Consider the following 25,444-nt stretch of genomic DNA (forward strand, 5'->3'; position numbering starts at 1 on the left):
GTAGTCGATACGAAGGTCCCAAGACGGCGTGCTTTGACGGGCTATGCAAGGACGAAGTCCGTCGCTGCGAGCGTCGGCTTGTTCGACAACGTGGCGATGGTCACCGCCGCGATGCCGCCCGTGCCGTCCGCGTCCCACTCCAGCACGCCCGTGGCCTTGGTGTAGATGAACTGCGCTGCGGCATCGGCCGCGGCGTTCTGCGATAGCGTGACCACCGCCAGCCCGCCGAACCCGCCGGCCAGGAAGGCCAGCTTGTCGTCGCCGGGTCGGAAATCCTCCACCGCGTCGCCACCCTCGGTCGGCGACATCCACAAGAAGTGGTCGAAGCCGCCACTGCCGGTCAGCGTATCAGCGCCGAGCCCGCCCTCCAGCGTATCGCCGGCCTGGCCGCCAGACAGCCGATCATCCCCGCCAAGGCCGCGCAGGACATTCGCGCCGCCATTACCGGTCAGCACGTTGTCCAGTGCATTGCCCGTCCCTGCGATGTCGCCGCTGCCGAGCAGCGTCAGGTTCTCGACTGCGCCGGGCAGCGTGTAGCTGATGTTGCTCAGCACCGTGTCGATTCCGGCATTGGCCAGCTCGATCACCACATCCGCATCCGCGAGCACATAGGTGTCGTCGCCGTTGCCGCCGTCGAGCCGGTCCGCGCCTTCGCCGCCGACCAGGCTGTCCGCACCCTCGCCACCCTGCAGCGTATCGTTGCCGAGCCCCCCATTCAGCGTGTCGTTGCCGTCGTAGCCGACCAGGCGGTTGTTCCCGACATTGCCGAGGATGAAGTTGTCCCCGGCATTGCCGTCGCCGCGGACGTTGGCGATGCCGTTGAAGCGCAGCACCTCGATGTGGTCGGGCAGAGCAAAGGTCGCGTTGGCGACGACCGTGTCGTTGCCGCCGCCCGCCTGCTCGATCAGAACGTCCGTGGCGTCGATCAGGTAGAGGTCGTTGCCGCCGCCGCCGATCAAGGTGTCGGCGCGGCCGCCTCCCAGCAGCGTGTTCGCCGCGACGTTGCCGGTGATGACGTTGGCGAGGTTGTTGCCGGTGCCGTCGATCGCGTCGGTGCCGGTCAGCACCAGGTCCTCCTGGTGCGCGCCGAGCGTCCAGGTGAGCGAGGCATGCACCGTGTCGGCGCCGCCGGTGCGCGTCTCCAGGATCCTGTCCGCTAGGCCATCGATGAAATATGCGTCGTCGCCCGGGCCGCCGAGCATCGTGTCAGCACCCTCGCCGCCGTCGAGCGTGTCGGCGTCGGCGTGGCCGTAGAGTACGTCATTTCCACCGATGGCGTGGAACAGGTCGGGGCCGACGGTCCCGGTCAGCGTTTCGGCGCTGTCCGTGCCACCACCGAGGAAGGTGATCCGCTGGTCGGCGAATTGCTGGACTTCGACGCCGATAAGGGTGTCGGCTCCATCGGGTGCGCCGGATCGCAAGTCCTGAACCACGAGCCCGCCGCCTGGAAGCGCCGTGATGCTGTAGTCAGCGCGATGCCCAGAGAAGACGGCGGTGTCCACACCGCCGCCGCCGTCGACGCTGTCGTTCCCGCCACCGCCATCGAGGCTGTCGGCGCCATCGCCGCCCTCGACGGTGTCGTTCCCGGAGCTGCCAGCGAGTCTGTTCGCGGCGATGTTCCCCTTGACGTGGTTGTCGAGGCCGTTGCCCGTGCCGTTGATTGAAGCGCTGCCGAGCAGGGCGAGCGCCTCAAGATGGTTGCTGAGGGTCCAGGAGACGTGCGCCAGAACGGTGTCGAAGCCGGCGCCGACGTTCTCGACAATGACGTCGCCGGGGCTGTCCACGACGTAGACATCGTTGCCGGCGCCGCCATCCAGCCTGTCATCTTCCGCGCCGCCATCGAGACTGTCGTTGCCGACGCCGCCGGTCAGCGTGTCGTTGCCGTCCAGCCCGATCAGCGTGTTGCCGGCGTTGCCGCCGCGGATCTCGTCGTCGCCTGCCGTGCCGGTGATCGCGAACCGCTCGAAGTCGTTGATGGCGAACTGCACCGCGGTCGTGCTGCCGCTGAGGTAGACCAACTCGTTGTTGCTGTGGGCCAGCGCCTGGAACAGCACCTGCGTCGCCGTCCGCCCGTCCGCCAGCGTCCCCGAATAGTCCAGCACGATCAGGTCGGTGCCACCGTGGCCGAGGATCGTCGCCAGCTGCATCCCGGCCATGACCGTGTCGTCGCCCTGGCCCATCGTGCCGGTGATGAACTCAACGCCGGTCCAGGAAGTGCCCGCCCCGGCGCCCTGGCCGGTCAGCAGGTCGATGGTCATCGCCGCGGTCACGTCGCTCAGGTTGACGTTGGCGGTGTCCTGGCCGGTGCCGCCCACCAGCACGTCGCCAACGCCGACGTTGCCGAAGAAATCGTTCCCCGCCCCGCCATCGAGGCTGTCGTTGCCGGCGCCGCCGGTCAGCGTGTCGTTGCCGCCCAGGCCGATCAGCGTGTTGCCGCTGTCGCGGCCACGGATCTCATCGTCGCCTGCCGTGCCGGTGATCGCGAACCGCTCGAAGTCGTTGATGCTGAACTTCACTGCGGTCGTGCTGCCGCTGAGGAAGACATCCTCTTCGCCGGTTGTGCCAGACATACTGTCTAGCTTGACCCGCGTCGCTGTGCGCCCGTCCGCCAGCGTGCCGGAGTAGTCCAGCACGATCAGGTCAACGCCGGTGTGGCCATTAATCGTCGCCAACTGCATCCCGGCCGTGACCGTGTCGTCGCCCTGGCCGAGCGTGCCGGTGATGAACTCAACGCCGGTCCACCAGCCATCCGCCGCCTCCCCTGTGCGGAGGTCTATCGTGATGGCTTGTGTCTGACTGCTCAGGTCGAAATGGACGGTGTCTTCACCGGAACCGCCGTCCACGATCTCCGCGAAGCCCACGCCCTGGAAGACGTCGTTGCCGTTCCCCCCGATCAGGACGTCGCTCCCCCCGCCACCATCCAGCGTGTCGTTCCCAGAGCCGCCGACAAGGCCGTCAACACCGCTCCCGCCAGTGAGCGCGTCGTTGCCGCTTCCCGCGATGACGAAGAAGGTCTCGACATTGGTGAAGTGCAGGCTGTTGCCGCTGCTGGCGAAGCTGCGCGTGGTGCTGGTCGAGGAACTGGTGATCCCGCCCGACCAACTGCGCAGATCGAGGATGGCGAGATCTGTCCCGGCCAGGCCATCGTAGCTCCGCGCCCCGACTACCGGCTCAATCCAGACCTCATCGTTGCCCGTGGCGAAGGAGCCGCTGCCGCCGGAGGCGTCATCGTCGAGGATCGTGAAGGAGGACGAGGCGAGATACTTACTGGCTGGCTGATCGGGCCACGACTGGATGATCAGTCCGAAGGTCTCGGGCGCTTCGCGGCTGGAATCGTCGTTGATGACGATGGTGACCGTCTCGTCGTCGTCGCCGGCTGTGAAGGTGACGGGGATGTTGAGCCAGCCGACGTAGTCGTCGTCGTTCAGCGAGCCGCGATTGAAGGTGGTGCTGACGTAGACCGTCTCGGCGAGCCGCGCGTCAGGGCGGCGGATCGTGAAGCTGATTGAGCCAGTATCTTCGTTCACCACGCGGGATGCTGGCGAGATGGAGTAGCTGCCGGTAGGGCTCAGCACCGAGCGCGGTACAGGTGGACTGGCTCCGCCTGTTGGGTCAACAATAACCTTGATCCCAGCGTCCCCGAATGGCACGCCTTCAAGGATTGCGACCGTGCGTAGAAGCGAATCATTTCCGGTGCCGTCGGCATCCACAAGAAGACGAACCTTCTTGTCCAATGATGAATACTCGACCGCCCAAAGCGCAGTCTCGGACTGGCCGCCGAGGAAGGCTGCTCCTACAATTGGAGAGATATCGATGACATCGCCTTCCGACGAGTCGTACCTCCCGAGATTGCCCTGATTGTAGTCGCCGACCACATCGACGAAGTCGATTGGCCCCTTAAAGACGAAACGGTCTGCGTCAGGGCCGCCATAATAGGTGTTGGCTCCATCAAGGCCGTAGAGAATGTCGTCGCCATCCTCGCCGAGCAACTGATCACCGCCGCCGCCAGACCCGACGCCGCCGCCGTCTAGGGTATCGTTTTCCTCGCCGCCGTAGAGCACGTCGCGCCCTTGGCCGCCAAAAAGGGAGTCGGCGTTCTCCTGACCTCGCAAGTCGTCGTCGTTGTCGCCCCCGTGCACCGTGTCATTCCCGGTGCCGCCAAGAACAGTATCGTTGCCCCCGCCACCGGAAAGAAGATCGTTGCCGGCGAGGCCAGATAGGTGATCGTTTCCAGTAAGGCCGAGGATATAGTCGCCCTGTGCCGAGCCCTCCAATGCGCCTGGGCCACTGTCGTTGTCGATGCCAACTGTCCGGGCGCCGTCCCAGTATTGGAAGCGCGCCCGATGCTCGCCGTCGAAGTCTGGCACGCGCGAATAGTCGGCCAGCCCGACGACAATCTCGCGCGTGCCCCGGAGCGCATAGAGCGGGTCGTGCAAGGCAGCTTGCAGGTTGGCCCAATACAACTCGATGTTGTGCTCGGCGCCAAAGCCATGCACAAATTCAAAAGGATTGCTGGGATAGGTGACATCCACGTTGTCGATCCTGGGAACTTCAATCTCCAGATCGAATCCAAAGTAATGGATGTTGTGTTGAAGGACGTTGTTTGGAGAAAGGTTCGTGTCGAAGTAATCCGAGATTGACGTGACCTCGACCGAATGGGAAACGCGATCATTGGTGTGCGCCACGCCGACGTAGCCGTCCGCCGCCCTTGCGATCGCATCAGCAACAAGGGATGAGCCAGCAACCAGTTCGCCGCCGACCTCCAGATCGGGCGGCAACCCTGCCGAGGCGATGGAGACAACCTTGAGGTTGACACCAGAGAATGCCGGTGCGTCCACGATGAAAAACAGATCCGCAACCGTTCCACCCAGGCTATGGCCGGCGACAATGACGTTTGTGATCTGGCGCGATGTATCTGCAACGTAATCGGCTACTGCTGCGATGAACGGTCTTAGACCGAGATAATACTGGACCAGCCCTGGGCCAAAGAATGTTTGGGCCTGCCCTGCGCCATCAATGCCGTCAGTTCCGCGGAACGACAGGATGAGCGTATGCTCTCCATTGATGACTGTACGGGCGGCTATGGCCTCGTTGAAGTTCCCCTCGAACACGCTGGTGGCAGCTGAAAGATACAGTCCGCCGGGCGTAATGCTTCCAAGCCGCTCACCATTGTCATCAAGGAAGCGCGCACTGTTGAGATCCACTTCCGTCAGGACGGTCCACGGCGTGTCGCGCGAGCCTAGATAAGCCGAGTAGAGGTCGTCGTAGTTTCGCTCATCGTCATTATCCTGCAGCGCACCGCGGTACGTCGACGGGAGAACAGAACCGCCATAAACAACCATGGACAAGAAGGTGCCGGCGAGGATCGCATCGGCTTCCGAGAGGCTCCCAGCTTCGCCATCGAGAAGCGCGTTTTGGCTGACGAGCGCCTGCCCTACGGTTGGTATGCCAGCGACGGCTTCTGCGAACGAAACCGGAGATATGCCGTTGGCGCCTGGATGCCCGTTCGCGACCAGCACGCTGTGGCCGGTAGATGCTCCCCAGGAGACCGTCTCCGCGCCTGCCGTGATGTGGATGTGGGGGCCGGTCAGAAGGCCTGTGTTCCCCACGACGCCGAGAAGCTGACCCTGCAACACGCGGGCCTCGCCGCCAGCATCCACGGCGGCTCGGATCCATTCGGGGATGGAGCCCTGTTCAAGGTGGAAGGCAGAGCTGTAGCCGCCCTCATGCCTTACGGTGATGATGTTACCTGCGTTGCCAGCACCCGCCTGGCCGCTTGCTGCACCGTCGAAGTAGTCGACCACCCAGCCATCAGCGATCGCCAGGATTGGCGTGCCGAAGGGTACGGCGAAGTCCCACGAATGGTACAGGACGCCTGTATGGCTTGTGGAGCCGCCGACGCCTTGTGTGACGACAGTCGGCCCGAGCGAAGCACTGAAGGGAAGGTGGGCGGCAATCATGTCAGATCAACTCCGCCGTTCGGGCCGGCCAGCGTGCGTTCTGCATTCCGGGTCGGCGACGCGGTCCGGCAGAGCGGACGGACATGCCTCCAGCCAGGTCGAAATCGCCTGCGCCCACTGCAGCAATGCCCACCCGGCGTGCTCCACCCGAAGGCGATCGAGCCTCTCCACGCTGCGGAAGCGGCGGCTTCCGGGCACGGCCAGGCGACGACCCGTTAAGGGATTGTTCACAAGTCGGTTACATTTGGCAATCAACCATGCCGGGTATTTTCGAAGCGCGACCTCGCGTTAGTCTATTCAGACAGACTGTCATCTTCGTGCTGCACCGACCTGGTTCAGATCAGTTTATTTTCTTTCTCGACTACGTGCTGGCGAGCGGAGCGACCATCATTCGGCAATCTACGCGCTCCACTCAAGCCGCAGGAACGTCCGGCTCGGATCGTTGCTGTAGGACACCAGCCCAAAGGTCCCGCTCGGCCCGCACAGCACGCGGAACTGATGGCCGGGCGAGACGGTGATGGTCGCTTCCGGCACGTCGATTGTCTGATCCGGCGTGCCGCCTGGGTGCGAGGCCAGCCCCTCCGAGATCGTGTCCCAACTCGAGCCGCCGTTCGTGCTGCGCTGGATGCGCGCGAAGACTGTGCCTGCCGCAGAGCCGCCCTGTCCGTCATGCCGCACGCGCGCCCAGACGCGCGCCGAGCCGACGCCGGCCGGCGCGGTGACGATGCTGCTGGTCGGGCTGAACGCGTTCAGCGTGTCGACGGCTTCGGCGTTCCAGACCACGCGCGAGGAGGACAGCGCCTGCGAGGAGGTATAGCTGCCGTAGAGCCAGAGCTCGCCCAGCTGGAACTGCTGCATGGCCGCGACCGCGCCGGGGCTGATCATCACGCGAGCTCCAAATTGCCGAACAGCACCCAGGTGTTCGCTGTGAGCTTCGTGGCCTGGACCACGGCGTGCTGGACGGCGGTGCTGGCGAGATGCGTCGGTGCGACGTTGACGGTCGCACCCGACCCGGCCGCGAAGATGAGCGCGCCGGTCGAAGCCTGCGAGAAGGTCAGCGACGTGCCGAGCGGGAACGCGGCGGTGGCGTCGGACGGCAGCGTGATGGTGCAGGCATTGGTGCAGCGGAACCAGTGGCCGGCCTGCGCCAGCACCGGCGCGAGGGTGCTGTCGGTGTGCGTCACGATGGGCGTTGCCGGGATCCCGAAGCCGAGCCCGGTGGCGCCTGCGTTCACCACCACCGCGCGGCCAGCCTGGCCAGCGTAGGTGCCGGGCGTGTCGGTGAGATCGAGAAAGGTCTCGGCGCCGCCGCCGGCGAACTCGAAGAACTCGAGCCCGTCCTCATCACCGTTGACGCGCAGCAGGCGCAGGGCCTGGCCGGCGAAGGTGTCCGGCGTGTCGGTGAGCGTCAGGAAGTTTTCGGCGCCGGCCGCGCCGTCCGCGCCCTGCAGGATCGCCGCCAGGCCATCCGCGGTGCCATCGGTGCGGACCAGCGCGGCGCCGCCGGCGGGGACGACGACCGTCGCCGTGCCGCGCTGGACGGTGACGTCTTCGGTCGATGTCGCGCCGTCCACGCTGATCAGCGCGTAGCGCTCAACCGGCGGGAGCGTGACGGCGCGGCCGGGCACCGTGGCGTTGATGACGCGCACGCCGAGCGCCTCCCGATACTGCGCCGCCGTCAGCGTCACGTTGCCAGCCGCGACATCGGCGACGAAGGTGGCTGTGATGGCGCGATCGAGCGCGGTGAAGGCGGCGTTGGCGGTGACCTCCTTCTGCGATTGGCTCGCGACGATGAGCGGGATGGCAAGGTTCGGTGTGGTCATAGGGTGGCCCTTGCTGCGATGCCGCGGCCGACGATGGCGCTGAGCTGATGGACGCGGACGGTGATGCTGGCCTGCGGCGCGCCGAAATCGGCGGTCTGTTCGGCAGCGGTGTAGGTGGCGGTGCTGGCAGAGAGACCAGCGATGGTGCGCACGACGGTGCTGCCGTCGAGGATCTCGACTTCGTAGGCTTCGGCCGCCTCGCTGAGCGGCACGTCGCCCGTGCCGTCGGCCCAGCCGCCGCCGACCCGCGCGCGGCGGACCCAGGTGATGGTGAGGTTGCCGTCCTCGTCGCGGCTGCCGGCGAGATGCGCCGGCGCGTAGGGCCGCTCTGCCCGGCCGCGGACGGCCTTCGTCACGGTCGCTGCCGCGGTCTCGACCGTCTCGTAGATCGACGGCGCGCGGTGGTGGCGCGTCGCGGCTATCTCCGAGCTCGCAGCCTGGAAGCGCAGCGCCTCGTCCAGCAGCACGAAGGCGTCGCCGATGCCGCGGGCGGCGACCTGGTCCTCGGTGCCGCGCCGGCCGCGCAGCAGCGCGGTGAGCCGGTAGCGCCCGCCACCGAGATCGGCGGCGTCACGGAACTGGACCACCTCCGCGCTGGCATTCGGGCCGATCAGCGCGGCGGTGTTCTCGCCGTTCAGCACCTCCAGCGCCGTGGCGCTGTCCAGCGCGCCGCTTTCCAGCTGCACCTCCAGCGCGCCGCTATCATCCCAGGTCCAGGGGCTGCGCGGCGCCGGCGGCATGGCGGTGACGACGCCCCAAGTCGCCGAGCGCGTGACGGCGCCGATCTCCTCCCAGGCCAGCAGGTCGGCGCTGCGGAACAGGGTGGCGCCGCGAAAGGCCTGGCCCCGGTAGCCACCGATCAGCGCGTATTCCCGCAGACCTGCGCCGCCGAGATCGTCGGCGTCCAGGAGCAGCGGCAGGTCCGGCAGCAGCAGGCGCACGGCGTAGGGCAGCGGCAGCGTCGGCGGCACCCAACCGGAGCCGCCGTCGGCCGGGGCGGTGAGCGCGTAGGCCGCGGCGTCCTCCGTCACCGCCTCGATGCGTGTCGTCCAGTTCGCGCCCAGCTGCGTCGAGAGCACACGGCAGCGGAGCGTGGCGCCATCGGCCAGCCCGAGAGTGATCGGGTCGGTCGGCACCAGTCGGGCGTGGCGCGGGCCGACAGCGAAGCTCAGCCGGGTGCGCTCGCGCCAGGTGGCGGTGATCAGCCGACGTGCGATCGCCTTGGCCTCGGCGCCGGTGAGCGGGATGGGCAGGTCGAGCGTGCTGCTGGCCGTCGCTGCGACGGTCGGTGTCGGGCTGACCGGCCGGCGCCAGGACTGCGCGTTTGGTTCGCCCGCCCGATCGACGTCGAGGTAGCGGACCGTCAGCTCACGCGGCAGCTCGGCGTCCTGGGCCCGCTGCTCGCCCAGCGCGAATGCGTCTGCACGCTCCTGCACCAGCTCGGCGTACGGCACGCTGGCCACGACGCTGCCCGCGCGCTTGCGGAACACCAGCACGTCGTCCTGCTCGACGGCGTCGAACTGGAAGGCGCTGGCGAGGGGCGTGATGGCATCGCGGGCCGACATGGGCCGCGCTAGGACGTAGCCGCGCAGGCTGTCGGTCAGGCCCGCCACGTTGATGGCGCCCGGGTCGAGGCTGGCCCGGACGCAGAGCTGCTGGACGACATCGCCGAGCGTCAGGTCGGTGGCGGTGGCGCGGGTGAGAAAGCGCTTGGTCGGCAGGTCCGACGTCCCGGAAAAGCCGATCACCGCGCCCTGCTCGTCGATCCAGAAGCGGTTGGAGAAGTCCGCGCCGTCCTGGTTCCATGTGGCGAGGCCGGTGCCGGTCTGCAGCACCAGGTCGCCGCCGAGGCCCCAGAGGCTGCCGAGCACCCGCTCCATGCGGCCCGGCCCGCCGGCGAAGCGCCCGACTGGCGCGTGGTCCACCAGCTTCCAGACCACCCCGGTGCCCGGCGCATATTTGAAGGTGGAGTAGCGGCTGTAGGGCCCGGCGCTGCTGCCGGCGTTGCTGATGGTGATGACCAGCGTGCTGTCCGAAAAATCCCACCAGGCGTGGTGGATCAGCGGCCGGTCGCCGCCTGCGTCGATCTCGGCGGGGACATCAATCGGCGGGAAGTCGGTGCGGGTGATGACGAGGGCGGGGCTGTAGCGCAGCCGGATCATCTCGATCCGCGGCTCGGTGTTCCAGCCCGTGCCGCGCAGATACCACAGGTCCGCACCAGCGGTGCCGGTGGCGCCGGGCACGAGCTGGACGTCGAGGATGTCGGTCTGGATGATGCCGTGCCGGCCGGGGATGGCCAGCGGCGCGGTGGCGTCACGCCCGCCCCAGACGTAGCTCATCGTCGCGGCGTCGATCGTGACCGCGCCGGCCTGGCCGCCCTGGACGATGACCAGCGGCCGCGTGCTGCCGTCCGGCTGCGGCACGGCGACGCTGGCGATCTGCATCGGCACGAAGAGCGCGATGGTGTCGTCGCCGTCGAAGACCGGGTTCGACCCCTGCAGCGGCCCGAAATAGGCGACACCGCGCATCGTGTCCGGATCGATCTTCCAGAGCGGCACGCGCATGGACTGGCCGCCGGTCATGTACAGAAAACCGTCGACGCCGACGTGGAGGATGCCGGCGGTGGTGCTGCTGGCGTTCGGCGTGCTGCCTTCGGGGAAGAAGTGGCCGAGCACCTGGTCGATGCGGTGCTCGCCGATGGTCTGCATGGTGACGAGGTCGTAGACCCGGATCATCTCGTCGGCGCCGCCGCCCGCGGAGCCGGCGCGCTGGCGGCCCTCGTAGAGCCGGCCGCGGCGGTAATCGATGGCGACGCGGTTGCTCCAGCCCGCGCCCATGAAGAAGTCGCTCGGGCTGCTCTCGAACAGCGGCACCGCCGGCGGCTGCCCCGGCTGTTCGGGAAAGCTTCTGGTCGCGCTGCCGGCCAGCTCCACCGTGACGTTCGGCATGCGGTTGCCGAAGCGGTCCAGCGGCACCCGCTCGAAGACGATGGTGGCGAGGCCGCGATGCGCGGGGGCATTCTCGCCCTCGATGCTGGCGATCAGCGGATCAGGCAGCTGCGCCTCGTCACCGGGATAGAAGCGCCAGGTGAGGCCCGGCACCTGGACGACGCCGGTGGCGGCCTCGGCGTCGAAGACCAGCTTGTCGTCCAGCCAAATCTTGAGCAGCTGGGCGTTGGGCGAGGGCGAGAGCCATTCGCACAGGCCGACTGCCCAGGACAGGTAGTAGGCGTAGGTGGTCTGGGACGGGCCGCGGCCGCCGCCCTTGCCGCGCTGACGCTGGGTGGAGGAGACCTCCTCGATCGCGGTTTTCCAGATGACGTTGCCGGCGATCTTGGCGCGGCCGGTGGCGACCGGGATGGGCACGCCGTAGCTGGAGGTCTGGACGGTGAGGTCGGTGAGGCGCGGGCCCTGGGCGTCCTGGCCGCGTTGCGGAAAGAGCAGCGCACCGGCCACGCCACCGAGCGCCCAGCCGACCTGGGCGCCGAGCAGGGTGCCGACGCCGGGGACGACGGAGCCGAGGGCTGCGCCGAGCGCGGCGCCGCCTCCAGCCACGGCAAGCTGGGCCATGCGCTACTCCGTCAGGCGAAAGGCGCCGATCAGGGCGGCGGCGAGTTCACCCTCCACGGGCTGCTCGACGACGCGGCGGTGCGGCGCGTAGGCGTGGATGCAGGCGGGCACGCCCCAGGCGGGGTGCAGCGAGGCGATGCCGACATGGCCGCCATAGAGGCCCATGCGGAACAGCAGCACGTCGCCAGGCTCCGCGGACGACAGGCGAACCGCATGCTCCAGGATGCCGTCCAGGAGTCGCGTGCCCTGCGGCTCGCGGGCGTACGGCGCCGGGTCGGGCAGCGCGCGGCCGGCGTCGCGCGCCGCCAGCAGCACGAGGCCGATGCAGTCGAGGCCCGTCGTGCTGCGGCCGAGATGCCGCCAGGGCGTGCCCAGATAGGCCCGGGCCGCTTCGTCAAGATTCATGCCGGTGTCGCCACCGTGGCCAGCACGCCCGGCACGAAGGGCTCGCCGCGGAAATTGAGGTAGTTGTCGAACACGGCCTGGCAGGTCGCCTTGCGCTTGTCGCAGCCGGGCTGGAGGTGCAGCACGTCGCCCACAGTCGGCGCGACCGGCGGCGGCGCAAAGAGCGATAGCGTGCGGCTGCCCTGGTCCCAGGCGAGCACCTCGCGCGCGACGCCGGCGTTCGGGCCGGACTGCCAGATGGCGACGCCGCCTTCGAAGTAGGTGCTGGCGAAGCCGCCGATGCCGTCATCGGCGAGGACCAGCGTCGTGCTGTCCACTACCGCCTCCACGCTGGCCTGCTGCGTCCAGCCGGCGCCAAAGGCGAGGTTCAGCTTGCAACGTGCATCGCCGAGGTCGGCGCGGCATTCGGGCTGGTAGACCGCGCCGATCACCGCCTGCAGCGGCTGCGCGAGGCCGCGAAGCTCGGCCGAGAACGACCCGTCGTCGCGCGCGATGACCTCGCCCAGCCGGCCGCGCCGAAGCTTCATCCCACCATCCGCCAGGTTCGCGTAGTTCACCGCGAAGATTCGCACCTCGGCGTGATCCCACAGCCCGGCGCGGAGTTCGGCTGGATCCAGCGCGGCGCTGTCCAGCAGGCCGAGCAGTTCCGTCTCGTCGACGGCGAGGCTGGCACCGGTGGCGATGGCCGCGCGCTGGTAGCCGAGCGCGGCCAGGTACGTCTCTCCGCCATACGCGATGTCGCGGTCGTGGTCGGTGAAGGTGAAGACCGCACCGTCGCGGCGCTGCACGCGCCAGAGCGTGGCCAGCGTGGTGGCCTGTCCGGCGAGGTGCGCGGCGAGACCGGCGGAGATAGCTTTCATTTCCGAGAGCCTGCCCCTGAATGAGAGCGGAATGCCCGCAATCGGTCGGTCTTCCCCGTAGCCGTGCGGCCGGCTCGCTACCGTGGCGTTGGGCGGGAAGCGGTCATTCGCAAGCAAGCCTCGTGACCGCTCGGGCGAGCGGGCAAAGTCGTCAGGCCAGCCGGCGCAGAACCAACAGCCCGACCAGCACGACGGGCGCGAGGTGCCCAAAGGCGAGCGCCCAGCCCATGACGGTGTCCCGCCCCGCGACGTCGAGCGCGAGGCCGACTCCGAGCGGCCCGATGAAGCCGCCGGCGTAGCCACACATGCTGTGCAGTCCCATGGTCGCGCCGCGTCGTGCCTTGTCGGCCGCGGCAACGGTTCCCGCGGTCAGCGCGGCGCTGTCGAGGTAGATCGCCGCATTCCAGGCCAGCACGCAGCAGATGGCGATGGGAGGCCAGAGCCCGAAGGAGAGGCCGGTCGCAACGCTCAGCACCGCGCCCGCGAGCATCGCGCCGGCGACGATCCGCGCGCGCCCGAACCGCTGGGCGAGCTCGTTCCCGCTTACCGAGATGGCGATGCCTAGGAGGCCGGCGGCCGAGAACAGGGCATTGGGACCGGGCAGCCAGTCCGGCGCATCGCTCCGGGTCATGATGAGCGCGAGGAAGGTGACGCCCCATGCGCGCAGCGCGGCCATCTCCCAGGTGTGCACGCTGTAGCCCGCGATCCATGCCAAGGCCGGGCGGTTCCGGAAGACCGGACGGAAATCCAGCAGCTCGGCAACCGGCACCTTCGGACCGGACCTGGCGCCACCTGGCCTGATGACCAGCGCGACGGTGCCAAAGGCGGCCGCCGCTGTGACTGCGCCGAACATGAAGACGAGGGCCGGGCCCGCGATGGCGTCCAGGAGCCCGGCGACCGCGAAGGAGGCGGCTCCGGCGATGCCCACGCCAAGCGCATGCCAGCTCACTGCGCGCGACTGCGCGGCGCCTTCCAGCCGGTCGGCGATCATCTTGAGCCCGGGCATGTAGCAGGCCGCCCATCCGACCCCTGCGACGGCGCGCAGCAGAAGCGCGCCCCAGAAGCCATCGGCGGCGACAGCCATGCCCAGATGCGAGAGCGCCGTCAGACCAGCGCCGGCGAGATAGACCCGCCGCGCCGGCACGCGGTCGGTCAGGGCGACAAGAACGGGGACTGTCGGCACATAGGCGGCGAAGAAGGCACCGACGAGCCAGCCGGCCTCCGTGGCCGACAACGACCAGCGCGCGATGAACGCCGGCAGCAGGGCGGGCAGGAAGAAGGCGCCGACCTGTACGAGGACCTGCGCGGCGACGATGGCCGCGAGAGGGTGGGCGGCGCTCACCTGCGGATCCGAAGCTGCAGGAGCGCGGGACAGGCCGCGACGCACGGCGCCGTCGTGACGTGACGGCGAACTCCGAGGTGCTCGCGCAGCATGTTCCGCATCCGGCTTCCCTCCATCGCCCGCCGACCCGCCGCGCGCTCTCCTCGCCTCGCAGGCAGCTCCGAAATGTTCTCCCGGGCCGCACGGCGACGCAATCGAAGGCGGCGGGAATGCCCGCAAGCCTCGGCCTCCCCTGTCGGCGAGGACCTGTCACTTACCGGCGCATCACGCACGTCGCGCCGCCAGGAGAGCGCCCGCGGCGACGCAGGGCGGACATCCGCACGCCAATGTCCGCTCGGGTTCGATTCCGTTGAAAAAGGGGCGCTCGCGGTCGTCTCCGGCGGCGTCCGTTCGTGGAGGGTGAGCTCAGTCCCGGCTGTCCCGCAGCTGCTGGGTCAGCCGGTGGGCGCTGGCGCCCGCACCGGGATCAGCTTCGCGAGCTTGCGGAGGTTCTGCGCGGCAGCGGCGAGGTGGAACTCATCACGGGCACCATTCGGGCCTCGTAGTCGCAGCCTACTCAGGCCGAGGATGCGCTTGAGGTGGGCGAACAGCATCTCGACCTTCTTCCGCTGCCGCCGCGAGACCGCGTACTCCTCCGTCTTCGCGATGTCCCGCGCCATGTCCCGTGCGCCCTCGTGGATCGAGCGCAGCAGTTTGCGGGCTGGGTGTTTCGGGCAGCAGCGGGGCTTCAGCGCGCAGCCGCCGCAGTCATGCTTGGTGGCGCGATAGCGCATGAGGCCTTCGGCATCGACGCCGAGCCGGGGCTGCGCGAACTGGCGCCGGTAGTGCAGCAGTTCCTTCCAGCCCGGGCAGATGTAGAGGTCGCGCTCGTTGTCGTAGGTGAAGTCGATGCGGCTGAAGGTGCCGTCAGTCCGCTGCGACTTGTCGAAGACCGGGATGTGCGGCTCGATGCCCTGCTCATCGACCAGCCAGCCCAGCATCGCGGCCGAGCCGTAGCCGGTGTCGGCGATCAGGCGCTCGGGCCAGAGGCCGAAGGTCTCGGCGGTGCGGGTCAGCATGGTCTGCGCGGCGCCGACCTCCGCCTGGCGCACCGCCGTGGTGGCCTCGACATCGACGATCACCGCGTGCTCGACGTCGATCAGGTAGTTGTCGCAGTAGGCATAGTAGGCCAACCCACCGGCCGCCGCCGTCCAGCGCGCGGCGGGGTCGGTCGGCGAGACGAACTTCGGCGGCACCTCGGTCGCCGCCCCGAAGGCGGCATCATCCAGCACCGCCAGATACTCGTCCACTGCCCGGCTCGCGCCCTCCGGGTTCAGGTCGGCGGCGCTGGCGGCGCCCTTCTGCCGGCTCGCGTCCGCTCGGATCATGCTGGCGTCCACCACGAAGCCCTCGCCGCCGACGATGCCCTCGGCCATGCAGCAGCGCACCGTCGCCTCGAACAGCCGGCGCAGCAGATCGCTGTCGCGGAAGCGGCCATGCCGGTTCTTGGAGAAAGTGGAGTGGTCCGGCACGCGGCCATCCAGGCCAAGACGGCAGAACCAGCGATAGGCAAGGTTCAGGTGGACCTCTTCGCACAAACGCCGCTCGGAGCGGATGCCGCAGCAGTAGCCGATCAGCAGCATCCGGATCATGAGCTCGGGATCGACCGACGGCCGGCCGATGGCACTGTAGAAGGGCTCAAGCTGCCGACGGATGTCGCTCAGCTCGACGAAGCGGTCGATGGCGCGCAGCAGGTGATCGGCGGGGACGTGCTCCTCGAGGCTGAAGCCGTAGAACAGTGCCTCTTGCCGGACCTGCCGCTCGCCCATCATGGCTGCGCCCTCCTCTACCAGGAGGACTGAATCAGCGTCGGCGCCGTGGCTCAACGGTCCTTTTTCAACAGAATCGTTCGGAGGGAGCCATTCCGGGCTCATTCAGCGAAATCTCTCAGCTCCACGACGGGGATGCTGGACCATTCGCCAACATCATGGGTGCGCAGCGTCAGCGACAGCGCGTCGGTGTCGAACCGCGCCGGCACGTCGAACTCGCAGCTGGCCTCGACCACCTGGTCCTCCGGCGCGCGCAGCGCCGTGCCGAGGGTGATCACGCCGGTCGCGACATTCACCTGGAACTGCGCCGAACCGGGGCCCAGACTGCGCTCTATGCCGGCCACCCAGCAGCGCACCGTGCCGGCCACTGGCCGCGTGATGCGCCGCGCCACCTGCTCACCGCCGCTGCTGTAGACCTTCGTGATCTGGAACGTAGCCTGCGAGCCGTCCGTCATCCCGATCGGCTGCCGCGGCAGCAGGTAGTCGGACCAGTCCTTGAACCGGAAGCCACGCAGCTGGCCGCGGCGGGCGATGTAGAAGGCCAGCAGCGTCTCGACGTCGGCACGCTGCTTGATGCCGGTCGCCACGTTGTAGCGCCGCCGTGCCTCAGCCCAATTCGCCTGGCGCTGCTCGTGGCCGCCGGTCGAGGTGGTGATGACGGTCGCGAAGGTCGGGCCGCCCTCCGCACCGAGCGCGATGCGGTCGGGAAAGCGCACGTCGTCGAATGCCATCAGATGCTCCGCTGGCTCCGGCGCAGCGCGCGGTTGAGCTCGCCCAGGATCGCGCCCTGGCTTGCGCGGAAGGATCCCGCGTCGGGCGTCGTGACGTTGAACACCACGTTGATCGGTGTGGCCGTCGCCTCGACGCCGAGCCGGCCGTTGTGGCCGCGCCGGAGCGGCAGGATCGCCTCCGGCCCCGCCTCACCCATCAGCCCGACGCCGCGGGCAAAGGGGAACAGCGTCGGCCGGTCGACGATGCCGCCCGTCGCGAAGGGGATCAGGCCGCCGGGGCCGAAGGCATTCCCCCGCGCGCTGGCGACCGCCGGGCCGCCAAGCAGGCTGCCGATCCCGGCCAGCGCCGAGTTGAGCAGGCCGGTGGCGGCATTCGCCAGCGGCTCGGTGACCAGCTTGCGGGTGCCGATGTGGAGGAGATCGCGCTCCAGGCCCTTGAGCAGTTCGCCAAAGCCGCGGCCCTCGACCACGGCGTCCTCGAACGCCGACGAAAAGGCGAGGCCGAGTTCGCGGGCGGCGTCCCCCGTCCGCTCGGTGTTTTCGCGCAGCCGGCCCTCCGCCGTCTCCAGTTCCGCGATGGCGGCATTGGCCTCTCGGCCGATCGTCTCCTCCGGCAGCGGCCGGCCGGCGCGCTCGCTGCGCTGGACGAGATCCCCGAGCCGTTCCAGGCGGCGGGCATAGCGTTCATACGCCGTCTCGTTGTCCTGGATGAGCCGCTCGCGCTCACGCAGGACGTCGTTGACCTCGCGCTCGGCGTCGCGGTTGTCCCGCTGCGCGGCGACGACGCGGCGGGTGGTGCCCTCCAGCCGGCGCAGCGCCTCGTCGCGCTCCCCCGTTGCGAGCGCCTCCAGGCGGGTGCGCTCGGCGGCGTCGATGGCACCGGCGGCCTCGGCCTCGCGCAGCCGGCGAACGCGCTCGTCGTATTCGCGGGTGATCCGGAAGCGGTCATCGAGATCGCGCCGGAGGTCGAGCACGTCCTGCGTGGCACGGCGGCGGCGGGCCTCGGTGGCGGCCTGGCCGGCCCGCTCCTGCTCCTCCAGCCGGCGGGTCAGCGCGCCGCGTTCGGCGGTGTCGATCTCCGCCAGGACGGCGAAGTAGTTTTGGCGCAGCTCCTCCAGGCGCTGGCTGCGATCGACGCCGGCCTGGCTCTCGGCGGTGCCGACGAGGCCGGGACGGATGCTGCCGCGGCGGACCGGGGCGCGCAGGCTGGGGCGGCCGTCGCCCTCCGCCTCCAGCCGGCCGATCTCGGCCGAGAGCGTTGCGGCCTGGCGCTGTAGGTCGGCCAGCCGCTCGCCCTCGTCGAGCAGGCCGATGCCGCGGCGTGTGCCGTCCATCCCCCGTGCCGCCGCCGACAGGCCACGCGCCAGCGCGTTCGACAGGCCGACGGCGCGATCGAGCTGGCCGAGGAAGTTCTCGGTCGCCGCTGTCAGCTGCCCGAAGGCACGGCCGAGGGAGAGCGGCGCCTTATCGAGTTCGGCGCCGAGCCGCTCCGTCGCGCGCAGCAGGGCCGGAAAGACCCGCTCGGCGGTGAGCCGGCCCTCCGAACCGAGCCGGCGCAGCTCGCCGATCGAGACGCCGAGTTCCTTGGCCAGCCCCTCGGCCAGCAGCGGCATGGCTTCGAGGATGGAGCGCAGTTCGTCGCCCTGCAGCACGCCGGAGGCCAGCGCCTGGGCGAGCTGCAGCGTGGCCGAGGAGATCTCGGTGGTCGACGCGCCGGAGACGATGGCGACGCGCTGCAGGCCGCCAACGAGGCGCACCACCTGGTCGGAGGTGGCGCCGATCTCGCGCGCGGCGATCGAGAAGCGCTGGAAGGCGTCGACGCTCTCGCCGACCGCGACGCCGGTCTGCAGCGCGTTGCGGTAGAGCGCCTCATAGACCTGCCCCGCGCGCTCGACCGAGCCGGTGGCGGTCTGCAGGCGCGAGAGGCCCTGGGTGAGCGCATCGCCGGCCTGGACCAGGGCGCGTGCAGCAACGGCCACGCCGGCGAGCTGGATGCCGCGGGTGGCGACATCCATCAGCGACAGCGCCCGCGAGGCGGTGTCGGCGCCGTCGCGGATGCGCTCCAGGCTGCGCTGGCCGGTCTCCCCGACCTCGCGCAACCCGGCCTTCACGCGGGCGGCATCGTCCAGCGACAGGCGCACCGAGACGCGCCGGGTGCTATCCGCCATGGGCGACACCTCCTGCGTCTGGGGTGGGGGAGGTCCGCGCTGCGAGGCCTTCGGCAAGGCCAAGGCGCAGCGCGGTCAGCAGTTCAGCGGCAGCCCAGCCCGTGGCGCCAAGCTCGCGTGCCATCGCCAGTGCGCCGGCAAGATCGAGATCAGCGCCGACGCTGCTCGCGGTCACGCAGGCGGTGCCGGCGCACCACACGGCGGCGGCTTCCACGGTGCAGGGCGCGTGGGCGGTGTAGGGACATGCCTCGGCGCAGCTGCGGCCGAGCGCATCGCAGCCGCGGCAGTAGTCAGGCCCGCGCCCGAAGTGCCAGGTGGCGCGGGCCTTCAGCCGTTTCCCTCCGCGGCCACCGCGGCGACAGGTGCGGTGGCGCGGTCCCAGAACGCGGCAGCGATGTCGTCGAGGTCCATCAGCCGCTCGACGGCCTCAGGCGAGAGCGGCAGCGGCTGGCCCGCAGCGTCGCCGACGCCCTCCCAGGCGGTGACGGCATGACGGGCGAGCGCCTTGACCAGGAAGGCGAAGGAGAGGCCGCGCGCCATGTCGGCGTCGAGGTCCGGGTCGGTGAGGCGGATCGCAGCGAGGCGGCGTGAAGCGGCAGCCTGCGCTGCGGCCATGACGGCGGTCGTGACTGGCCGCATCTCGACGCGGACGCCGCGCGGCAGGTCGAGCCAATACGGCTCGGCCGGGAGGTCGAGGATGAGCATACGGTTCTCCAGGGATCATGAAGAGGTGGCGGCGAGCCCGATCACAGCGATGTGTGACGGCAGCCTGACGGCTCGTATTTCCTTACTTGTGCATGCACGGCAATGCTCGAGCCATGAGCGATAGCGTGGCCGCCTTGCGTGGGAAGCACCGGGGTGCGTATCGCCCCACCACTGCCAGCTGGTCGCGGATGCGCGGGCTGCGGGCCGCACTCCTCGTGGCGGTGCTCGTCCCGGCCCTGTTGCTCGCACTCTCCGCTTGGCGGTCGTGGGACGCGGCTTGGCGCAGCGCCGAAACCGAGGTGATGCGGACCGCCGACGCCGCCGCCGAGTTTGCCCGCCGCCTGCTTGAGGCTCAGCTTCTCCGCATCGAGCGGGCGAACGACATCCTCGCTGGCCTGTCAGACGCCGAGGTCCGCATCCGCGAGGACGAGCTTCAGTCCGCGTTGCGCGCCGCCGCCGCCGAGCGTGAGTCTGCCGAACGGGAGACCTTCTATCTGTTTGTCTACGACCGCGACGCCTACCCGCTAGTGACCAGCGCAGCTGTTCCAGCCGCGCGCTCACGGCGAATGATGGACCGGGAATTCAACCGCGTACTCCGGCCCGCGGACGCTCCACCCTTCTATGTGAGCCCTGTCTATGTCGGGCGCGACACTGGCCGGGCCTTTTTCGCCGTCACAGCGCGCCGCGAGCGCACCGGCAACGGCCTGCCGGCAGGGACCTACGACGGTGTGGTCAACGCTTCCGCCTATCTCGACCACGTCAATCCGGCTCTAGCAGCGCTTGCCGCCACGCCGGACGACGTCGTCGCGCTAATCAGGATGGACGGCGCGCTGCTGGCCCGCTCAGCTGGCTTCAAGATCGATCCCGCGGCGGCGGAGCCACGGCTTCTACCCGGCGGCCCGATGCTGGAGGTGATGGCGCGCGGTGACGCGCGCGCCATCGTGCGCGCCCGCTCTCCGATGGACGACGTCGAGCGGATCGCCGCTTTGCGCCGCGTCGGCGGTAGCTGGCCGGTCTATGTGTCCGCCGCGCGCGATCGCGGGGCGGTGATCGCGGCTTGGCGCCGCGAAATCGCGCCGCAAGCGGTGATCACGGCTGTCTCGGCGATGCTGCTCGCGCTGCTCGCTGGCGCGGTGCTGCGCAGGCAGCATAGCCTTGAGGATGCCAACGAGACGCTGGAGGCCCGGGTCGCGGAGCGCGCAGCGGCGCTGGCCGAGAGTGAGATACGCTTCCGCGCGCTGGTCGATGTCGGGCCGAACTTCGTCTGGTTCGCGACACCGGACGGCGCGCTCCACTACCTGAACGATCGCTGGTTCGAGTTCACTGGCCAGCGGCAAGAGGACGCGCTGCCGGACGGCTGGGCGACAACACTGCACCCCGACGACGCCGCGCGCACGGCGGCGACCTGGGCCCAGGCGCGCGCGCGGGGCGTGACATACGAGATCGAGGTCCGCTACCGCCGTCACGACGGCGAGTACCGCTGGTACCTCGCTCGCGCCGAGCCGCTGCGCGACGCAACGGGTCGCATCGAGGCCTGGTTCGGGAGTTCGACCGACATCCACGACCTGAAGGCCGCACAGGCCGCGCTGGCCGAGAGCGAGGCGCGTCTGCGGCTGGCGCAAGAGGCGGGCGGCGTGGGCTCCTGGGAGTGGGACCTCGGAACGGGTGCGCTGTTCTGGTCGGAGAGCTGCCACCGCCTGCACGGCACCGATCCGGCTGTACCAGTCTCTTACGAGACCTGGCGCGATGGCATCCACCCCGAGGACCTACCTGGCGTCGAGCGGGCGGTGCGCGAAGCGCTCGAAGGGCGCGCGACCGGCTGGGCGGTTGAGTTCCGATTCCGGCGCCGCGACAACGGTACGCTGCGCTGGATCGCCGGGCGCGCCGAGGTCGTACACGACCCAGAGACCGGACGCGCGCTGAGAGTTCATGGCGTCGGGCTCGACGTCACCGAGCGCCGCGACGCGGAGGAGCGGCAGGCGCTGATGACGCGCGAACTTGACCACCGTGCCAAGAACGCGCTCGCCGCCGTGCAGGCGGCGGTACGCCTCACTCCGAAGCACGACCCGGAGGCCTATGCGCGAGCTATTGAGGGTCGCGTCTCCGCGCTGGCGCGGGCGCATACGATCCTCGCCGCTGGCAAGTGGGAGGGCGCCGCGCTGCGCGCGCTAGTCGAGGCCGAGCTGGCTCCCTTCGAGACGCCGGTGGGGGAGGCTGCGCCCGACGTGCGGCGCGTCGCCGTGGACGGGCCGGACGTCGCGCTGGCGCCGGACGCGGTGCAGGCGCTCTCAATGGCGCTGCACGAGCTGGCAACCAACGCGGCAAAGCACGGCGCCCTTTCTGTGCCGGGCGGTCGCGTCTCACTGTCCTGGCGGGTCGAGGAGGGCGCTGGCCTGCTGGTGCTGAACTGGCGGGAACGCGGCGGGCCGCCGATCATCGAGGCTCCAGTACGGCGCGGCTTTGGCTCCCGCGTACTCGAAGCGACCCTCGGCACCCAGCTCGGCGGCAGGGTCGAGCGTCGCTGGGAGGCGGGCGGCCTAGATTGCGAGATCGCGGTCCCAATCGCGCGCGTTCTTGCCGGCAGCGCGACACAGTGCGAATGGCACGTCGAGGCATCCGGACGGGCCCGCACCTCTGCGATGTGATGGCGGCCCGCTACGTCGGCCCGCAGACTCTCGCATCGACAGATATGGGGGAGTTGCAAAGATCGATCCATGTGGGACGACGGCTCGCCTCCATCGTTCATGAGTGGCCTCGGTCGACTTCGTGCCGACGTCAGGCGACTGAGATGATGAGATAGGGCTTATGCGTACTCCATCCCGGCCTGCTGGTTCTTCAGCGCGACAATCATCATCCGCGTCGCCGTGGCGTTGTAGGCGGCGCGGAATTCGAAGCTTGCCTCGACTCCCGCAGGCCCTTCGATCGGCGTCTTGGCCAGCGCGAGATAGACCTCGTGCAGCGTGAAGATGAGGCTGCGGTTCGCATCGATCGTGTAGCTGAACTCGAACTCCGCGGGTGCGCCGTTCTGCGCCTGCGTCAGCAGCGTGGTGTCCGCGAAGCGCGCGGTGATCTGGCCCGTGGCGCGCGCGATGCCCGCGTCCACGCCTTCCACCTTCCTGTCGGCGCGGATGGTCCGCACCATCTCCATGCTGTTCGCGTAGCTGAGCCGAGCGCCCGTCACCTGCGCTAGTGGGCTGCCGTCGCGGCTGATCGCGCCCTGCGCCTTGTTGAAGGCGGTGTAGGCGGCGGTGATCGGCGTGCCGCCTGAGGTCGACGCGCCGCGCGTGGAGCCCTGACCCATCAGGCCGAAGGTCGCCGTCGCTGGCCCGCTCGGGGAGAAGTCGATCTCCAGCGTGTCGGCGCGCACGCCCGTGCAGAGATCGTAGCTCGGCACGTCGGGATAGCCGATTTCGATGCTGTTCGACGGCAGGGTTGGTTCGCCCGAGCCGAAGCTGTGCGTGAAGTTCGGGCTGGTGCCGGTGGTGATGGGCGGCCCGAGCAGCAGCCTCAGCCAGTGGCCGATGTTGATGAGGTCCATCGGCACGACGACCTGCCCCTGGACCGTCACCGTGTCGAGGAAGGGCGCCGCGGGATCGCGGCCGTTTCCGACGCCGAGGACATCGGCATCGAGCAGCGGCTGCTCGGCGCCGAGATCGCAGGAGAGGAAGGGCATGCGCCGGAAGTCGTCCGTCGGCGCGTTGCCGTAGGTCTCCTCCGGCAGCATGAGCAGGCGGCAGTTGGCGCCGATGGCACGCGGCATTTCTTTCGTCCTTCCGCCAGAGTGTCAGGCCAGCGCGGAGCCGGCGGTGGTGAACCAGAGGGTGACGGGCACGAGCGCGGAGCGCGCTGCGGCGGCGCCCTCGAACTCGGTGTCCTGGAACTCGGCCGCGCCCGGCTGTGCCCAGTCGACGGCACCGCCCAGGGTGCGGTCGGCGGTGATGGCGTCGCCGATGGCGACGAGCAGGGCGTCGAGCAGGGCGGTGCGCGCCGCGGGCGTGGCGCCCGCGACGGTGACCTCGACTTCTGCGCGATGTTCGATGGCCCAGGACAGCGGCGAGAGGATCGCCGTCTCGTCCACCGTGTCGCCATCGCGGAGCACAACGAGGCCGCCCAGCGGGATGCGCTGCGGGATCGTCTCGGCGCGCAGCACGAGCGGCGCCGGGCTGCGTGCCGCGAGGCCGGTCGTCAGCACGTCGCGCAGCGCGGCAATCGCCGTCTCGCGCTTGCTCATGCCCAGCCCAGCAGCGTCGCGAAGAACCGGCCTGCCACCCAGGTGAGCGCCAGTCCGAAAGCGACGCCGATCCAGCCGAGGACGGACAGCGTCACCACGAGCGTGAGACTCGCACGCCTGCTCATGCTACCCTTCCGCTCTCGCGTTCCCACGCCGCGACGAACCGGCCGGGGAGCCGGCGCAGGCCGCGCTCGGCGGCGCCCTTCACGTCGAGGCGCTTGGTGAGCGTCACCTGCGGCAGCAGCAGGAACATCGGCACCATGCCGCGCTCCAGCATGCCGCGCGCCCAGGCCTCGCGACCCTGCCGGTTGCCCGTGCCGATTTCGGCCACGCCGCCGGCGATCAGCTGCGTGCGTCGCCCGCGGCGGCGTCCCCGACCGATCCCCTGCGCCTCGTAGAGCGGCAGGCACCAGACGAAGCCGCGGCGGGACTTGAACGGCCGCAGGAACGCTTGGCCCGACGCGACCATCTGCGCAGGCGTCACCCGCATGCCCTTCTCGCCGCGTCCGCGCCGGCCGCGTGCCGCGTTGAAGCCGGTGGGGATGGCGAGGAACTTCCGGCCGCCCTTGGCGCGAATGACCGCGCCACGCTCGAAGGCGTCGATGATGGCGGGCACCTTCGTCCACACCAGCCCGGCCGGCCGCAGCGACTGGCCTGTGCGGGGGAAGATCTGTGACCGCCAGGCATTGGCGATGCCGCGGGCGTTCCCGCCGAGCGAGCCGGTGACCTGCTGGCGCAGCTCTCCCTTCACCTGATCGGTTTCTACCCGGATCGCCGACATGGCCGCGCGCTCGCCGGCACGCACCTCGGCCGCGAGCAGCTGCCGCAGGTCGCCGACCGCAGCGCGCAGCCTCACGTTGGCGGATCCCGCGGCGGCAGGCCGGCGCGATGGCGCAGCAGGGCGACGGCGAGATCGTTCAGCGCGGCCTGGCCGAGGTAGCCGAACACGAAGGCGAACAGGAAGCGGCCATATTCGTTGAACTCGAGCAGGCCGCCGAGCGCATAGCCCGCGCTGCCGACCAGCGCGGCGGAGGGCACCTCCCAGACCAGGCACCAGCCGAGGCGGCGCCGCTCCGGGTTGTTCCAGCGCACGAAGCCGCCGGCGAGGCCGGCCGCGCCACCGAGCAGCAGGTCGAGCAGGATCGCCCAGCCGGTCGGGCTGCTGTGTGGCATGGCCCAAAAAACTCCTATCGCTGGCAGAGGACGCGCCAGGCCACGCCGGCGGCGTCGCGCTCGGCGTGCTGGACCGTGAAGATGTCGCTGCCGAGGACGAACACGTCGCCGGCCTGGACGTCAGGCAGCACGGCGATCGGCACCGTCAGCACGTCCGTGGCCTGCACCAGCGTGGTGCCGAAGGCGTCGCGCAGCTGGTCCGGCGACGACCGCAGTACCCGCAGCGCGATGGCCGGCCCTGTGCCGCGCTGCCAGGTGGCGTCGCTGCCGAGGTTCGGGTCCGCCGCCAGCACCGCCAGTGCGGCGTCAAAGGCCGTCACGCCCCCGCGGCCGGGACGCGCGCGAGCATGACGTGCACGGTGGTGTCGGCGGCGAGCGCGGCCTCGGTGACGATGCCGACCTGGAAGTTGCCCGTCGCGGTGGTCGTGAGGCGGCGGTTGGTGTTGTCCCAGAAGACGCGGGCGCCGGCCGTCATCGCCTGCGTGGGATCCTTGGCGAGCTCGAACTCGCCGCGGGTTTCGCATTCCACCGTGGCGTTCTGCGCGGCATCGGAGGCGGCGACGCCGAAGAAGGCGCCAACCAGCATGCCCTGGCCGGAAAGGATGCCCCCGGCATAGGGCACGACCATCGGGATGGAGCGTGCCTCGGGACGGATCATGTTGCGCATGG

19 protein-coding genes are annotated in these 25,444 nt (G+C 69.6%); 1 reads left to right on the forward strand and 18 read right to left on the reverse strand.

Annotated features, from left to right (window positions below):
* Nucleotides 1–41: 41 nt before the first annotated feature.
* From DFH01_RS23670 to DFH01_RS23725, 11 genes are all read right to left on the reverse strand, one after another.
* On the reverse strand, nucleotides 42–5,960 hold the full coding sequence (locus DFH01_RS23670; RefSeq protein WP_109872996.1) for a peptidoglycan DD-metalloendopeptidase family protein: 5,919 nt from the start codon (nucleotides 5,958–5,960) through the stop codon (nucleotides 42–44).
* A gap of 399 nt (nucleotides 5,961–6,359) precedes the next feature.
* Nucleotides 6,360–6,845 carry a hypothetical protein gene (locus DFH01_RS23675; protein WP_109872997.1) on the reverse strand — a complete coding sequence of 162 codons (486 nt, stop codon included), beginning with the start codon at nucleotides 6,843–6,845 and terminating at the stop codon, nucleotides 6,360–6,362.
* On the reverse strand, nucleotides 6,845–7,783 hold the full coding sequence (locus tag DFH01_RS23680) for a hypothetical protein (protein ID WP_109872998.1): 939 nt from the start codon (nucleotides 7,781–7,783) through the stop codon (nucleotides 6,845–6,847). Before DFH01_RS23680 ends, DFH01_RS23675 begins: the two co-directional genes overlap by 1 nt.
* On the reverse strand, nucleotides 7,780–11,352 hold the full coding sequence (locus DFH01_RS23685) for a phage tail protein (protein ID WP_109872999.1): 3,573 nt from the start codon (nucleotides 11,350–11,352) through the stop codon (nucleotides 7,780–7,782). The genes DFH01_RS23680 and DFH01_RS23685 overlap by 4 nt, the downstream gene beginning before the upstream one ends.
* 3 nt (nucleotides 11,353–11,355) lie before the next feature.
* Nucleotides 11,356–11,757 carry a C40 family peptidase gene (locus DFH01_RS23690; protein ID WP_109873000.1) on the reverse strand — a complete coding sequence of 134 codons (402 nt, stop codon included), beginning with the start codon at nucleotides 11,755–11,757 and terminating at the stop codon, nucleotides 11,356–11,358.
* The gene (locus DFH01_RS23695; protein WP_109873001.1) at nucleotides 11,754–12,617 is read right to left on the reverse strand and encodes a phage/gene transfer agent baseplate hub protein; all 864 of its coding nucleotides are present in this window, start codon (nucleotides 12,615–12,617) and stop codon (nucleotides 11,754–11,756) included. Before DFH01_RS23695 ends, DFH01_RS23690 begins: the two co-directional genes overlap by 4 nt.
* Before the next feature lie 151 nt (nucleotides 12,618–12,768).
* On the reverse strand, nucleotides 12,769–13,959 hold the full coding sequence (locus DFH01_RS23700) for an MFS transporter (RefSeq protein WP_158287882.1): 1,191 nt from the start codon (nucleotides 13,957–13,959) through the stop codon (nucleotides 12,769–12,771).
* Nucleotides 13,960–14,393: 434 nt separating this feature from the next.
* Nucleotides 14,394–15,770: a transposase gene (locus DFH01_RS23705; protein WP_109873003.1), complete on the reverse strand. Its 1,377-nt coding sequence runs from the start codon at nucleotides 15,768–15,770 to the stop codon at nucleotides 14,394–14,396.
* Nucleotides 15,771–15,868: 98 nt separating this feature from the next.
* Nucleotides 15,869–16,498 (reverse strand): DUF2460 domain-containing protein, encoded by a 630-nt coding sequence (locus tag DFH01_RS23710; RefSeq protein ID WP_109873004.1) that lies wholly within the window; start codon nucleotides 16,496–16,498, stop codon nucleotides 15,869–15,871.
* Nucleotides 16,498–18,666, reverse strand: a complete 2,169-nt coding sequence (locus DFH01_RS23715) for a tape measure protein (protein ID WP_109873005.1) — start codon at nucleotides 18,664–18,666, stop codon at nucleotides 16,498–16,500. The genes DFH01_RS23710 and DFH01_RS23715 overlap by 1 nt, the downstream gene beginning before the upstream one ends.
* Nucleotides 18,667–18,993: 327 nt before the next feature.
* On the reverse strand, nucleotides 18,994–19,371 hold the full coding sequence (locus DFH01_RS23725) for a phage-derived protein YdaY family protein (RefSeq protein ID WP_109873007.1): 378 nt from the start codon (nucleotides 19,369–19,371) through the stop codon (nucleotides 18,994–18,996).
* Between the two features lie 113 nt (nucleotides 19,372–19,484).
* Here DFH01_RS23725 and DFH01_RS23730 point away from each other — a divergent pair, with 113 nt between their 5' ends.
* Nucleotides 19,485–22,016, forward strand: coding sequence for a PAS domain-containing protein (locus tag DFH01_RS23730; protein ID WP_158287883.1), 2,532 nt, complete (start codon nucleotides 19,485–19,487; stop codon nucleotides 22,014–22,016).
* A gap of 158 nt (nucleotides 22,017–22,174) precedes the next feature.
* Here the strand turns inward: DFH01_RS23730 and DFH01_RS23735 are convergent, their stop codons facing one another.
* The 7 genes from DFH01_RS23735 to DFH01_RS23760 are packed head-to-tail and all read right to left on the reverse strand — an operon-like array spanning nucleotide 22,175 to nucleotide 25,442.
* On the reverse strand, nucleotides 22,175–23,131 hold the full coding sequence (locus DFH01_RS23735; protein WP_109873009.1) for a phage tail tube protein: 957 nt from the start codon (nucleotides 23,129–23,131) through the stop codon (nucleotides 22,175–22,177).
* Between the two features lie 24 nt (nucleotides 23,132–23,155).
* Nucleotides 23,156–23,602, reverse strand: coding sequence for a hypothetical protein (locus tag DFH01_RS23740; RefSeq protein ID WP_109873010.1), 447 nt, complete (start codon nucleotides 23,600–23,602; stop codon nucleotides 23,156–23,158).
* Nucleotides 23,599–23,727: a hypothetical protein gene (locus DFH01_RS29080; protein ID WP_269846291.1), complete on the reverse strand. Its 129-nt coding sequence runs from the start codon at nucleotides 23,725–23,727 to the stop codon at nucleotides 23,599–23,601. Before DFH01_RS29080 ends, DFH01_RS23740 begins: the two co-directional genes overlap by 4 nt.
* On the reverse strand, nucleotides 23,724–24,458 hold the full coding sequence (locus tag DFH01_RS23745) for a DUF6441 family protein (RefSeq protein ID WP_109873011.1): 735 nt from the start codon (nucleotides 24,456–24,458) through the stop codon (nucleotides 23,724–23,726). Before DFH01_RS23745 ends, DFH01_RS29080 begins: the two co-directional genes overlap by 4 nt.
* Nucleotides 24,455–24,775, reverse strand: a complete 321-nt coding sequence (locus DFH01_RS23750) for a phage holin family protein (protein ID WP_109873012.1) — start codon at nucleotides 24,773–24,775, stop codon at nucleotides 24,455–24,457. Before DFH01_RS23750 ends, DFH01_RS23745 begins: the two co-directional genes overlap by 4 nt.
* Nucleotides 24,776–24,789: 14 nt before the next feature.
* Nucleotides 24,790–25,095: a head-tail joining protein gene (locus tag DFH01_RS23755; RefSeq protein ID WP_109873013.1), complete on the reverse strand. Its 306-nt coding sequence runs from the start codon at nucleotides 25,093–25,095 to the stop codon at nucleotides 24,790–24,792.
* Complete coding sequence (locus tag DFH01_RS23760; protein WP_109873014.1) at nucleotides 25,092–25,442, reverse strand: DUF2190 family protein; 351 nt, start codon at nucleotides 25,440–25,442, stop codon at nucleotides 25,092–25,094. The genes DFH01_RS23755 and DFH01_RS23760 overlap by 4 nt, the downstream gene beginning before the upstream one ends.
* Between the last annotated feature and the right edge of the window lie 2 nt (nucleotides 25,443–25,444).

The organism is Falsiroseomonas bella (assembly GCF_003173615.1).
In the GTDB taxonomy this organism is placed as follows: Bacteria; Pseudomonadota; Alphaproteobacteria; order Acetobacterales; family Acetobacteraceae; genus Falsiroseomonas; species Falsiroseomonas bella.